Source organism: Bradyrhizobium centrosematis (genome assembly GCF_045571495.1).
In the GTDB taxonomy this organism is placed as follows: Bacteria; Pseudomonadota; Alphaproteobacteria; order Rhizobiales; family Xanthobacteraceae; genus Bradyrhizobium; species Bradyrhizobium centrosematis.
The window spans coordinates 6694545-6708557 of the sequence record NZ_CP120703.1 but is presented as its reverse complement, the minus strand read 5'-3'; the positions used below and the strand labels follow the sequence as shown (position 1 = coordinate 6708557).

General features: G+C 64.5%; 8 protein-coding genes and 1 pseudogene. 7 read left to right on the top strand and 2 right to left on the bottom strand.

Annotation, left to right across the window (positions count from 1 at the left end; all coding sequences use genetic code 11):
* Nucleotides 1-163: 163 nt before the first annotated feature.
* Both P6U31_RS31635 and P6U31_RS31630 read right to left on the bottom strand, forming a co-directional pair.
* Entirely contained in the window at nt 164-2386 is a 2223-nt protein-coding gene (locus P6U31_RS31635; protein ID WP_407185557.1) for a murein L,D-transpeptidase, read from the bottom strand.
* A 345-nt stretch (nt 2387-2731) separates the two neighbouring features.
* Complete coding sequence (locus P6U31_RS31630; RefSeq protein WP_407185556.1) at nt 2732-4228, bottom strand: sigma-54-dependent transcriptional regulator; 1497 nt, start codon at nt 4226-4228, stop codon at nt 2732-2734.
* A gap of 127 nt (nt 4229-4355) precedes the next feature.
* Here P6U31_RS31630 and P6U31_RS31625 point away from each other — a divergent pair, with 127 nt between their 5' ends.
* The 7 genes and pseudogenes from P6U31_RS31625 (at nt 4356) to P6U31_RS31595 (ending at nt 13926) form a co-directional block, all read left to right on the top strand.
* Nucleotides 4356-6263: a M3 family oligoendopeptidase gene (locus P6U31_RS31625; RefSeq protein ID WP_407185555.1), complete on the top strand. Its 1908-nt coding sequence runs from the start codon at nt 4356-4358 to the stop codon at nt 6261-6263.
* Nucleotides 6264-6628: 365 nt separating this feature from the next.
* Nucleotides 6629-9589: a cell division protein gene (locus P6U31_RS31620; RefSeq protein WP_407190009.1), complete on the top strand. Its 2961-nt coding sequence runs from the start codon at nt 6629-6631 to the stop codon at nt 9587-9589.
* Between the two features lie 140 nt (nt 9590-9729).
* Nucleotides 9730-9882, top strand: coding sequence for an aa3-type cytochrome c oxidase subunit IV (locus P6U31_RS31615; RefSeq protein WP_018317799.1), 153 nt, complete (start codon nt 9730-9732; stop codon nt 9880-9882).
* A gap of 138 nt (nt 9883-10020) precedes the next feature.
* Nucleotides 10021-11148, top strand: a complete 1128-nt coding sequence (locus tag P6U31_RS31610; RefSeq protein WP_407185554.1) for a Re/Si-specific NAD(P)(+) transhydrogenase subunit alpha — start codon at nt 10021-10023, stop codon at nt 11146-11148.
* Between the two features lie 11 nt (nt 11149-11159).
* Nucleotides 11160-11477 carry a proton-translocating transhydrogenase family protein gene (locus tag P6U31_RS31605; protein ID WP_024337650.1) on the top strand — a complete coding sequence of 106 codons (318 nt, stop codon included), beginning with the start codon at nt 11160-11162 and terminating at the stop codon, nt 11475-11477.
* A gap of 38 nt (nt 11478-11515) precedes the next feature.
* Entirely contained in the window at nt 11516-12913 is a 1398-nt protein-coding gene (locus P6U31_RS31600; protein WP_407185553.1) for an NAD(P)(+) transhydrogenase (Re/Si-specific) subunit beta, read from the top strand.
* 216 nt (nt 12914-13129) lie between these two features.
* Nucleotides 13130-13926: pseudogene (locus tag P6U31_RS31595) on the top strand (alpha/beta hydrolase).
* The last annotated feature ends 87 nt before the right edge of the window (nt 13927-14013 follow it).

The following is a 14013-nucleotide window of genomic DNA, read 5'->3' as shown; positions in this document are numbered from 1 at the left end:
CCAAACCAAGTCAGAATACAATCCTAAACGGTTGACTGTGGCAAAAAAACGCCCGCCGGCCGGGAAGCACGGTGGCAGATGGTTAACGCTAAACGACCCCTTCCAGGGGAAGGGGTCGCTGATCTCATTGAAGAATTCTCGTTGAAGCGGCGCCGAGCCGGGCTCAGCGGGTAAACACCCGTTGCGGCCGGCGGCCCACCGGCGCCGGCGGCGCGGTCGGGGTTGGTGCCCCGAACAGCCGCTCGAAGAAGTTTGGCCCCGACGAGCCGAAGCCGCCGCCATTGTTGGCCACCGCCACACCCGAGGGCAGGGTCGTCGCCGGGCGCGAATAGCTCGGCTGGGAATGCGCCACGACGGCCTCGAGGTCCTTGCCGCGGTTATTCTTCAGGATGTTGATCATGGTCGCGTCCCGGCCATAGACGTCCTTGCGGAACTGCAGCTTGCCGGCCTCATCCACGAACGCGGTCTGGTAGGTGATGTTGACCGGGATCGGCGTCGGGAATTTCAGATCGATCTCGCTCTTGCCGTACATGCTGCGCACGCGCTCGGGCGTGTATTTCTCGTTCGGCATGGTGATGTTGAGCAGCACGGACGCATATTGATCCGGATTCTGCACGCGCATGCAGCCGTGGCTGAAGGCGCGCTCCTCGCGAGCGAACAAATGCTTGTCCGGCGTGTCGTGCTGATAGACCAGGAACTTGTTCGGGAAGTTGAAGCGGATGCGGCCGAGCGCGTTGGCTTCGCCGGGCGGCTGGGAAATGTGCACCGAGCCGTCGCGGTTCTGCTCGAGCTTGAGGCCCATGCGCTGGAGCACGGTCGGGTCCTGCTGCAGCGCCGGCAAATATTCGTTGTAGACGATCGACGGCGGCACGTTCCAGGTCGGATTGACCGTGATGTACTTCATCGTCTCGGTGAGCAGCGGGGTCGCGTGCGTGCCCGGCTTGCCGGTGACGACGCGGGTGGTCCAGACCTGCTGGCCGCGCTGCATCACTTTCAGCGTGTAGTCGGGAATGTTGAGGATCACATAGGCATCGCCGAGCGCGGGCGCACCGAGGTCGCGCGGTAGCCAGCGCCAACGCTCCATGTTGACCAGCACCACGTCGATCTGCTTGTCCCGCTTCGGGGTGTTGAGCGCCTTCACCGTCTTGTCGTCGAGAATGCCGGTCGGCTTCATCTCGGCGCTGTTCTGGAATTTGCGCACGGCTTCGGCGACGGCGGCGTCATAGCGGGCGTCGCCGGGGTTCTCGGCGAGGCCGAGCTTGGCGCGCAGCTGCGGCACGCGCGGATCTTCCACGACGACTTCGGCCTGCTTCTTGCCGGCCGGGGTGTATTTCAGCGTCGGGCCCTCGGCGATCTCGATCGCCGGGCCGTTGCCCTGACCGCGAAGCTCGGCGAGCTTCGCCTTCAGCTCCTTGTAGAGCTTGTGCGGTGGGTTGTAGCTCTCGAGCGCCGCGGAGGCGTCGGCCGCAGTCGTGACCTTGGCGAGCACCTCGTTCGGGTCGACCGGATGGTCGGGATAGAGGATGTCGCCGCTGACCTGCGACCAATGCATGCGGCCGCTCTGAGCCTGGCGCGCATAGTCGAACATGCTGGCGGTGAGCTTCAGCTCGGCGTCGGCCAGCGCGTCGGGCGTGGTGGCGCTGGCGAAATCCGGCACGGGATAGTCGGCGGGATTGAGGCCGTCGGAGGCCGCGTCCTTCAGCCGTGCGATGACGCCCTTGGCCGCAGCGGTCAGGCTGCCGCCTTGAGTCCAGACCGGCGCGTAGTCGCGTGCGCCATAGAACTTCTCGATCGCCGCGCGCTCGTTCTTCCGATCGAAATGGCGCGAAGTCTTGGCGCCGATGATGTCCTTGAGCTTGTCGGCGACCGGCTGATCGGCGGCGGGAACGTTGCTGGCGGCCTTCACCGGCTCGGCGGCCGGAGCCGCCGCGGGTGCCGCAGGCGCAGCCGGCGTTGCCGTCGCAGTGTCGGCCTTGGCAGGCTCCGTCTTTGCCGGCTCGGTCTTGGCAGCCTCGGTGTTGCCAGGCTCGCTCTTTGCGGTTTCGCTCTTCGGCGCCTCGGTGGCGGGCGTGGTTGCGACGTCGGAAGGCTTGGTCTCGACCTTGTTCGGGGCCGGTGCAGCGTCAGCCTTGACGGGTTCCTGTGCTGGCTCCTTGGCGGAGTCCTGGATCGTTGCGGTGGTGTCGAGCTTGATGTCGGCTGCTGTCGGGGGCGGGACGTTGGCCGGCTCGGGACGCGGGATCGCGGCTTCGATCGCAAGCTCGGCAGCGCTGCTGCGCGCCTGATCCTGCGCCAGGGCTGAGCTGGCCGACACCGTGAGGAAGGTTGCCGCGACCGTCATCAAGACACGGTCAAAGCCCGCACGGTGGTTCAAACAGTCACGCATTGTGTCGCACCCCTCGGGTGAACTGTCCCTCATGGAACAGCTTCGTTTCGCCAATTGAGCTTCGGCTAAATCGCGCCGGCCTCTCGAAAGTTGCACGCCTGCACGCAACGATTCCCACGCAGACGATATACAGGCCCCGATTTTGCAGCCAGCGCTAACCGGGACAACTCACGCCAAACTGACTTCAAGGGAGCCTCTTGGCAACGGATTGTGCGCTTGCCGCACGCGCTTTTCCCTATGTCTGTCACTTCCAAGTCACGGTTCAAGACACAGTCGAATTCCGTCGTCATGCGAATGGCTTACGGCCTGTCCCGCATCGCCCGCGAACCCTCGCTTGCATCAAGCTCAGTGCGTCTCCTCGCCGCCTTTCCCGCCATGTCCGGGAACCCCGGCTTCGTCGAGTTTTCGGTAGAGGGTGGACCGGCCGATTTTGAGGCGGCGGGCAACCTCGGACATCTGGCCGCGATAGTGCGAGATCGCGAAGCGGATGATCTCGCTTTCCATCTCCTCCAGTGCGCGGACATCGCCGGTCGGGGTCAGCATGGCGAGGGTTCCCGCGGCCGGCAGGGGCGCGATCGGTATTTCACTACCTGACACCACGGAAGGGGTCGCCGCCGGCTCGAGCATCAGCGGCGCGGTCGGAATCTCCGTGACGGGATGCGGCTGCGAGGCGAGCAGCGGGAAATCACTGAGGTCGAGCTGATCGCCCTCGCTCATCACCACCGCACGATAAACGGCGTTCTCAAGCTGGCGGATGTTGCCGGGCCAATCGAGCCGGGCGAGATGCGCCATGGCCTCGCCGCTGATGCCGGTGATCTGGCGGTTCTCCTCGGCGGCAAAGCGCGCCAGGAAATGCCGGAGCAGATGCGGGATGTCCTCGCGCCGGGCCCGAAGCGAGGGGATCGTCAGCGGCAGTACGTGCAGGCGATAGAACAGGTCCTCGCGGAAGTGCCCTTGTTTCACCCGCTCCAGCAGCCGGCGATTGGTTGCCGAGACGATGCGGACGTCAACCTTGACGGGCTTGCGGCCGCCCACGGCCTCGACGGCGCCTTCCTGGAGCGCGCGCAGCAGCTTGACTTGAGCGGTCAGCGGCAGCTCGCTGACCTCGTCCAGGAACAGCGTCCCGCCATGGGCTTCGACGAACTTGCCCATGTGCCGTTCGGTGGCACCGGTGAAAGCGCCCTTCTCGTGGCCGAACAGAATGGACTCGACGAGGTTATCTGGGATCGCGCCGCAATTGACGGCGACGAACGGCTTTGCCTTTCGCTCGCCGCTGCCATGGATGGCACGCGCGAACATCTCCTTGCCGACGCCGGACTCGCCTTCGATCAGAACGGGTATCGAGGAGTTCGCCGCCTTCTGCGCGGCGCGCATCACCGGCGCCATCGCCTCGGCGCGGGTGATGATATCGGAGAAGGTCAGCCGGCCCTCGCGGCTGTGGCGGATGCGTTGCAATTCGCCCTTGAGCGCCGAGGTGTTGAGAGCATTGCGCAGCGAAACCTGAAGTCGCTCCAGGCCGACCGGCTTGACGACGAAATCGGCTGCGCCTGCGCGCATCGCCGAGATCACGTTGTCGATGCCGCCGTGGGCAGTCTGCACGATGACCGGCACGCTGAGACCCGCTTCGCGGATTTTGGCCAGCACGCCCATGCCGTCGAGGCCGGGCATCACGAGATCGAGGATGACGCCGTCGATGCCCGGAGCATCGGGGGCGGTGAGGGCGGCGATGGCCGCATCACCGGAATCGACGACGACCGTCTCATAGCCGCATTTCTGCACCATGTTCTCGACCAGCCGGCGGGCTACAGCGTCGTCGTCGGCGATCAAAATACAGGCAGCCATGGTGTTCCCCGCACGCTACTACTATCTGTCTCGAATCGGGGCACTCTGGCCGAAGCCGATTAACACACTCTTAAACCTTGATGCCCCAGCCCGCCGTCGCGATTGTTGAACACAGGTTTCCCACACAATGAATTCGCGCTCCAAGTCTGCCTTGAACAAGCCCGCTTCCAAGAAGTCCGCCTCCAACAAGCCCGCTCTCCGCAAGCCAAGCACCAAGAAATCCGCCGCCAAGGCAAAACCCTCCAAAGCTGCGAGCAAGACCGGCAAGCTTCCGGAGTGGAACCTCTCCGACCTCTATTCCGGGATCGACGCGCCGCAAGTGGCGCGCGATCTCGACAGGATGGATGCCGACTGCGTCGCGTTCGAGACGGACTACAAGGGCAAGCTGGCGACAGGGACAGCAAACGAAGATGGCGGAAAGTGGCTCGCGGAGGCCGTGCGACGCTATGAGGCGATCGACGATCTCGCCGGCCGGCTCGGCTCCTACGCCGGCCTCGTTCACGCCGGTGACAGCGTGGACCCAGCGATTTCAAAGTTTTACGGCGACGTCTCCGAGCGGCTGACGGCGGCGTCCACGCATCTTCTGTTCTTCGCGCTCGAGCTCAATCGCATCGATGACGATATTTTGAACCGCGCGATGCAGGCGCCTGAGCTCGCGCACTACCGCCCATGGATCGAGGATCTGCGCAAGGAGAAGCCGTATCAGCTCGACGACAAGCTCGAGCAGCTTTTCCTGGAGAAGGCGCAGACCGGCTATTCCGCCTTCAACCGGCTGTTCGACCAGACCATCTCCGGCTTGCGTTTCAAGGTCGGCTCCAAGGAGCTCGCGATCGAGCCGACGCTCAACCTGCTGCAGGATCGCGACGGCGCCAAGCGCAAGAGCGCAGCGGAAGCGCTGGCAAAAACCTTCAAGGCCAATGAGCGCACCTTTGCGCTGATCACCAATACGCTTGCCAAGGACAAGGACATCTCGGACCGCTGGCGCGGTTTTCAGGACGTCGCCGATTCCCGGCACCTCAACAACCGCGTCGAGCGCGAGGTGGTCGATGCGCTGGTGGCCTCCGTGCGCGCGGCCTATCCAAGATTGTCACATCGCTATTACGCGCTGAAGGCAAAGTGGTTCGGCAAGAAGCGGCTGGCCTATTGGGACCGCAATGCGCCGCTGCCGTTTGCCGCGACCGACGTCATCGCCTGGCCGGAGGCGCAACGCATGGTGCTGACGGCCTATCGCGGCTTCTCGCCCAAAATGGCCGACATTGCCGAGCGCTTCTTCACCGATCATTGGATCGACGCGCCGGTGCGGCCGGGCAAGGCGCCGGGCGCGTTCTCGCATCCGACCACGCCGTCCGCGCACCCCTATGTGCTGATGAATTATCAGGGCAAGCCGCGCGACGTGATGACGCTCGCCCACGAGCTCGGCCATGGCGTGCATCAGGTGCTGGCGGCGAAGAACGGCGCGCTGATGGCGCCGACGCCGCTGACGCTGGCCGAGACCGCCAGCGTGTTCGGCGAGATGCTGACGTTCCGGCGGCTGCTGGCGCAGACCAAGAGCGCCAAGCAGCGCCAGGCGCTGCTCGCCGGCAAGGTCGAGGACATGATCAACACCGTGGTGCGGCAGATCGCGTTCTACTCCTTCGAACGCGCGGTCCACACCGAGCGTAAGAACGGCGAGCTCACCGCGACGCGGCTCGGCGAGATCTGGCTGTCGGTGCAGGGCGAGAGTCTCGGGCCGGCGATCGAGATCAAGGCGGGCTACGAGAACTACTGGATGTACATCCCGCATTTCATTCACTCGCCGTTCTACGTCTACGCCTACGCCTTCGGCGATTGTCTCGTGAACTCGCTTTATGCCGTCTATGAGAATGCGGCCGAAGGATTCGCCGAGCGCTATCTCGACATGCTCGCCGCCGGCGGCACCAAGCATTATTCCGAGCTGCTGCGGCCGTTCGGGCTCGATGCGAAGGACCCGAAGTTCTGGGACGGTGGTCTGTCCGTCATCGCCGGGATGATCGACGAGCTGGAGGCGATGGGCTGAGCGTGAGCGCGGACGCTTCACCTTAGCCGGTGGCGTTGGGGCTGCCGGGGTCGCCTATCGACAGCATCATCAGCTTCCTGCGCGAGGCCGGCTTCTCCGATCGCGAGGCCGCCATCTCTTCTCACGAGCCCGGCTATCATCTCACCGGTGCCGCGCTGGATGAGACGGCGGGCTACGCCCGCGGTCCCTCATCGGGGGAGGCGGTCTTGCATGAAGCCATTTTGACGCGGCCTTCGAGACCGGTCTCGAGATCCTGCTCGCCGGCATTGAACGTTCGGGCCAGAGGCGAGACTAACCCTATAGATATTTGAGCTGTTTCCTCAACTTCTGATTGCTGATCGCCCATCGCCGTCCGGGAGGTCATGATGCCCGACCAGGGACAAGTCCCGCGACCTGAAGCCGCGCGGAACGCCGCGGCCTTCGAGGAGGAAACGCCCTGGTGCGAGAAGCACCAGCAGATCGTGCGCGACGAGATCGAGGCGATCAACACGCGCCGCGATAAGACGCGGCAGATCAATCCCGACGGCGTCGAAGCCTGCCAGATGCTCGACGTCGTCGGGCTCGCTTTGTCCGGCGGCGGCATCCGCTCCTCGGCGATGTGTCTCGGCGTGCTCCAGGCGTTGAACCACCACGATCTGATCGGGCGGATCGACTATCTCTCCACCGTGTCGGGCGGCGGCTACATCGGCACTTCGCTCAGCACGACCATGACGGTGACGGGGCGTTTCGTGTTTGGCCAGCGGCCGGCCGGCGGCACGGTGACCGCAAGCGAGATCAGCGATACGCCGTCGGTCGGCCATATCAGGAATTACTCCAATTACCTGATCCCGGCCGGCTTCCGCGATCTTCTGACCGGGATCGCGATCGTGATGCGCGGCCTGATCGCCAATATCGGACTGACGCTGCCGGCCGTGCTGCTGCTCGCTGCGGTCACGATCTGGTCGACGCCGCTGCGGAGCTGCTTGACGGTCGCGAACTTCTTCGGCGTCGATCTCGCAGACGGCGCGCTGCCGCAGTGCGAGCTACACCATTTCGGCGGGATCGCGGACCGCTTCGGCTTCACGGCGATCGGCACCATCGTCGCGCTGGTGCTGCTTGCCTGCGGCGGAGTTGCCTATCTGCTCGCCCGCGCCGAGCGCGGCATCGGCCCGACCGTCTTCTTCACCTATGCCGCGGCCATCGCGTTCCTGCTTGGTATCGCCTGTGATTTCGCGCGTGTCCTGCAGATCAAGCATTTCGCGCTGACGCTGGCGACCGCGATCATCGGCGTCGGCCTGTTCTTCGGCTGGGCGCTCAAGCAGTCGTTTGCAAGCCCCGAAAAGCGCCAGGAGTTTCGCTCACATTGGCCGACCGCCGGCGCCACCTTCCTGGTGCTGCTTGCGGCGATCGCATTCTTCGAGTTCCAGCCGTTCATGCTGTCGCAGATGTTCGATGTCGTCGACGGCGATGCGATCGGCAGCCCGGTCGGTGGTGTCGCGGTCACCTGGATCAAGTCGCTCGCCGCGCTCGCCGCGCCGATCGGCGTGTTCGTCACGGCCTTCAGGCAGCAATTCGCCGAATTCCTCAAGGGCAACGGCGCGTCTTCGCAATGGGGCTCACTGGTGCTCGCGATCGCTGCCAAGGTCGCGCTATGGATCGCAGGCCTCGCGCTGCCGCTGATCATCTGGGTCGTCTACCTCTATCTGTCCTATTGGGGCATCGCCAATGACCCGATCGAGAAATGCCAGGCGCCGCTCGCCACCATCGGGCAGAGGAGCTGCCTTGCCGCCAGCAAATCGACCGTGCCTGCTTCGGGCAATCTGGCCGGCAAAATCGCATTCGACGCGGGCGCGGGCACCTTCTCGGCCGAGATCACGCCGCAGCCCGCCGCACCGACGGCGGCGATGGAGTGGCTGACGCCGGTCTCTCACGTGCCGGCCTGGCTCAGATTCGCTGCGGGCAACATCGCACGGCAATTCCATTGGGCGGATGCAGGCTCCGGCTATTCGCACAGCCTGCCCCTGGTGATCCTTTATGCGCTCGTCGGCCTGCTGTTGTTTGCGATCTCCTGGTCCTTGACGCCGAACGCGAATTCGCTGCACCGCCTGTATCGCGATCGGCTCAGCAAGGCTTTTCTGTTCAACCCCGACCGTTCGGCGGACGGCAATATCGCGCGCGCCGAGGCAAGCCTCGACCAGGGCCGAGATTTCAAGCCGCTCGACCGCATGAAGCTGAGTGAGCTCTACGCTATCGGCAATGACGGCGCTGCGCAGGGCGAGCAACCGGCCGCACCGAAGCTGGGGGCGCCCTATCACCTCATCAACACCGCGCTGAACATCCAGGGCTCCGACTTCGCCAATCGGCGCGGCCGCAACGCGGACTTCTTCATCTTCTCGCCGCTCTATGTCGGCAGCGAGGCGACGCGCTACGCCAGGACAAAGGCTGTCGAGCGTCTCGAGCAGAGCCTCGACCTCGCCACCGCCATGGCGATCTCGGGGGCGGCGGCGTCCTCGAACATGGGCTCGAACTCGATCAAGGCGCTGACGCCGACGCTCGCGTTGTTGAACGTGCGGCTCGGCTATTGGCTGACCAACCCGCGCTATGTCGAGGTCACCACCCGGCCGCAGCGCCGCTCCACGCCGCTGTTCCTGTGGTCGGAAATCTCGGGCCGCCTCTATGAGAACAGCGATGGCGTCTATCTCACCGACGGCGGCCACATCGAAAATCTCGGTGTCTATGAGCTGCTGCGCCGCCGCTGCCGCGTCATCGTCGCGGTCGACGCCGAGGCCGATGCGCCGATGACTTTCGCCTCGCTGATGAAGCTGCAGCGCTACGCCCGCATCGATCTCGGCGTCCGGATCGATCTGCCCTGGACCCCGATCCGCGACCGCACGCGCGCCATCATGGCCGAGAATGCAGACAAGACCTCCGCGCCAACGTCCCCGGGGACATCGGAGGATCACGTCCATGTCGCGATCGGCGTCATCGATTATGGCGGCGATGACAAAGGCTATCTCGTCTACATCAAGTCATCGCTCTCGAACGATGAGAATGACTACATCCGCGACTATGCGCGGCGGAACGACACGTTCCCCCACGAGACCACCGGCGATCAGTTCTTCTCGGAGGAGCAGTTCGAAGTTTATCGCGCGCTCGGGTTTCACATGACCCATGGCTTCCTGGCCGGGGACCATGCCGTGGCGGTCGGTCCCGGTACGGCCCCGCGCATGGCGCGGTTCACCGCGGCCGGGGAGCCGGCCGTCGACGAGGTGCGCGAGGCGCTCGGCCTTCCGCCGCTCCAGTCACGGACCGAGAGCACCGCTGCCCCGATGATCGATCAGGGCTGAGCACGACAACTGCCCGATTCGTGGCAATTGGAATTCCAAATGACCTGATTTGCGGCAAAACCCCGCCCGCGTGCCGTTGCCCTGCCCGAAACTTTGCGGTATCCCAGCCCAAGAATTGAACTTTCGACTGGGGACATTCCATGGCTGACCATAGCGAAGTGGCGTACAGCACCGCCGACGGCAACGACTACGTTGCTCACGAGCAGACCTACGAGGGCTTCATCAAGCTGGTGAAGTACGGCACGGCCTCGGTCGCGCTCATCGTGATCCTGATGGCGATCTTCCTGACCTGATCTGTCGGCAGCTGCACACGCCAGCGGCAGCAGCTGCCCAGAATATTTGCATCCAAGCCGGTGCCAAAACCGGTATCGAACGCCGCGGGAGTAACGCTCAAGTTTGCGCGCGCGCTGTCCTGCGCCGCCGGAGGACCTATGAAGATCGCCGTTGCCAAGGAAATCGATCCGTCGGAGCCGCGGGTCGCCGCTTCGCCTGATACGGTGAAGAAGTTTAGGGCGTTAGGGGCCGAGATCGCCGTCGAGCCCGGCGCCGGCATCAAGTCGGGCCTGCCGGATTCCGAATTCACCGCAGCCGGCGCCACCGTCAGCGCAGACGCGCTGAAGGATGCCGACATCATCATCAAGGTGAAGCGTCCCGAAGCCTCCGAGCTGTCGCAGTACAAGCGCGGTGCGCTCGTCATCGCTATCATGGATCCCTACGGCAACGAGGCCGCGCTGAAGGCGATGGCCGATGCCGGCGTCTCCGCCTTCGCGATGGAACTGATGCCGCGCATCACCCGCGCTCAAGTGATGGACGTGCTGTCATCCCAGGCCAACCTTGCCGGCTATCGCGCCGTGATCGAGGGCGCGGAAGCCTTCGGCCGCGCCTTCCCGATGATGATGACCGCGGCCGGCACCGTGCCTGCAGCAAAGGTGTTCGTGATGGGCGTCGGTGTCGCCGGCCTCCAGGCGATCGCGACCGCGCGCCGCCTTGGCGCCGTCGTGACCGCCACCGACGTGCGTCCCGCCACCAAGGAGCAGGTCGAATCGCTCGGTGCGAAATTCCTCGCCGTCGAGGACGAAGAGTTCAAGAACGCACAGACCGCCGGCGGCTACGCCAAGGAAATGTCCAAAGAGTACCAGGCCAAGCAGGCCGCGCTCACCGCCGAGCACATCAAGAAGCAGGACATCGTTATCACCACCGCTTTGATTCCGGGCCGCCCGGCGCCGAAGCTCGTCAGCGCCGAGATGGTCAAGTCGATGAAGCCGGGCTCGGTGCTGGTCGATCTCGCCGTCGAGCGCGGCGGCAATGTCGAGGGTGCGAAAGCGGGTGAGGTCGTCGACGTCGATGGCATCAAGATCGTCGGCTACACCAACGTTGCCGGCCGCGTTGCCGCCTCGGCCTCCAGCCTCTACGCACGCAACCTGTTCTCTTTCATCGAGACCATGGTCGACAAGAAAGAGAAGAAGCTCGCCGTGAACTGGGACGACGAGCTGGTCAAGGCCACCGCGCTGACGAAAGACGGCGCCGTGATCCACCCGAACTTCCAGCCGAAGGTTTAAGGAGAGCCGCCATGGAGCATGCTGCACAGGTCGTCGACCCCTTCATCTTCCGGCTGTCGATCTTCGTCCTCGCCGTCTTCGTCGGCTATTTCGTGGTGTGGTCGGTGACCCCGGCGCTGCACACGCCGCTGATGAGCGTGACCAACGCGATCTCCTCGGTGATCGTGGTCGGCGCGCTGCTTGCGGTCGGCGTGGGCATGGTCTCAAGCGGCTCGGGCTGGGCGCGCGGCTTCGGCTTCGTCGCGCTCATCTTTGCCTGCGTGAATATCTTTGGCGGCTTTCTTGTCACCCAGCGCATGCTGGCGATGTACAAGAAGAAGTCGAAGTAAGCGGCCACCTCGGGCTGATGGGATAATGGGGACCTGAGATGAGCGCCAACCTCTCTGCATTTTTGTATCTCGTGGCGGGAGTGCTGTTCATCCTGTCGCTGCGCGGGCTGTCGAGCCCGGCTTCGTCGCGCCAGGGCAATCTGTTCGGCATGATCGGCATGGCGATTGCGGTCGCCACCACGCTCGCAAGCCATCCGCCTGCTGACGGTCTGGCATGGGTGCTGGTCATCCTCGCGGTCGCGATCGGCGGCGGCATTGGCGCGGTGATCGCCCGCCGCGTGCCGATGACCTCGATGCCCGAGCTCGTCGCCGCCTTCCACTCGCTGGTCGGCATGGCCGCGGTGCTGGTCGCCGCCGGCGCGTTCTACGCGCCCGAGGCCTTCGACATCGGCACCCCCGGCAACATCCATCCGCAGAGCCTGGTCGAAATGTCGCTCGGCGTCGCGATCGGCGCGCTGACCTTCACCGGCTCGGTGATCGCGTTCCTGAAGCTGTCCGCTAGGATGAGCGGCGCGCCGATCATTCTGCCGTTCCGCCATATCATCAACATCGCGCTCGCCGCGGCGCTGGTCTTCTTCATCGTCGGCCTCGTGCTATCAGGCAGCGCGTTCGACTTCTGGATGATCACCATCCTGGCGCTGGCGCTCGGCGTGCTCATGATCATCCCGATCGGCGGCGCCGACATGCCGGTCGTCATCTCGATGCTGAACTCCTACTCCGGCTGGGCCGCAGCCGGCATCGGCTTCACGCTGGGTAACTCGGCGCTGATCATCACCGGCGCGCTGGTCGGCTCCTCCGGCGCGATCCTGTCCTACATCATGTGCCACGCGATGAACCGGTCCTTCATCTCGGTCATCCTCGGCGGCTTCGGCGGAGAGACCGCCGCAGCCGGCGGTGGTACGGGCGAGCAGAAGCCCGCCAAGCTCGGCTCGGCGGATGACGCCGCCTTCATCATGAAGAACGCCTCCAAGGTCATCATCGTGCCCGGCTACGGCATGGCGGTGGCGCAGGCCCAGCATGCGCTGCGCGAGATGGCCGACATCCTCAAGAAGGAAGGCGTCGAGGTGAAGTACGCCATTCACCCGGTCGCCGGCCGCATGCCCGGCCACATGAACGTGCTGCTCGCCGAAGCCAACGTGCCCTATGACGAGGTGTTCGAGCTCGAGGACATCAACTCCGAATTCGCGCAGGCCGACATCGCCTTCGTCATCGGCGCCAACGACGTCACCAACCCGGCGGCCGAAGAGGACAAGTCCTCGCCGATCTACGGCATGCCCGTGCTCCAGGTCTGGAAGGCCGGCACCGTGATGTTCATCAAGCGCTCGCTCGCCTCCGGCTATGCCGGTATCGACAATCCGCTGTTCTACCGCGACAACACCATGATGCTGCTCGGCGACGCCAAGAAGGTCACCGAGAACATCGTGAAGGCGATGTAACGCGAAGGAAGCGGACCGTGGCCATCAACAAGGAATGGCACCGGTCTCATCGCATGCCAGTGAAGGCGACGCGCGAACAGCGCATCCAATGGCATGCCGCCCACAAGGCGGCATGCGGCTGTCGCGAGGTACCGGCAAGCCTTCGGTCCGATGTCATCAAATTGCTGCGGAGCCGCCCCAAGCCCTGAGAGAGGATCCAGGGCAGGCCGCGCAATGATCACCATCGCCAAATGGACAGTCATCCTGCTCGTGACCGTCTATCTTGCCGCGCTCGTCGTTCTGTACGTCCGCCAGCGCGAGATGCTGTTTCCCATCCCGACAGCCGCGCGGACTTCCCCTGATGCGGCGAATTATCCCGAGGCGGAAGAGCATGTCCTGACCACGTCCGACGGCGAAAAAATCATCGTCTGGCACGTCCCGGCCAAGCCCGGCCGTCCGGTGATCCTGTACTTCCCAGGCAACGGCGATTTTCTCGCCGGCCGCATCGATCGCTTCAAGGCGATGACGGCCGACGGTACCGGCCTCATCGCGCTGTCCTACGCGGCTATGCCGGCTCGAGCGGGGCGCCGAGCGAACAGGGCCTGCTGCGCGATGCCGCAGCCGCCTATGCCTTCACCACTGCGCGCTATGAAGCGGAACGAATCGTCGCCTGGGGCTTTTCGCTGGGGACAGGCGTGGCGGTCGCGCTTGCCTCGGAGCATCGAGTTGGAAAGCTCATCCTGGAAGCCCCCTATACATCGACGGTCGATGTTGCAGCTTCCTCGTTCTGGTTCGTTCCGGTGCGCCTGCTGATGCGCGATCCATTTCGCTCCGACCGGCGCATCGGACGCGTCACGGTGCCGCTGTTGGTCATGCATGGCACCATTGACCTTGCGATTTCGATCGTGTTCGGAGAGCGTCTGTTCGCGCGCGCGCATGAACCGAAGCAGTTCGTTCGCTTTGCGGGCGGCGGACATGACAATCTCGATAGTTTCGGTGCGATCGAAACGGCAAGGCGCTTCATTGAACAATAACCCACTCGCCACCCGGCTCCGGGGCGTATCCCTCGCCGCCATTCTCACCCTGCTGCCGCAGCAGGCATGGGCCGCAACCGGGCTCGA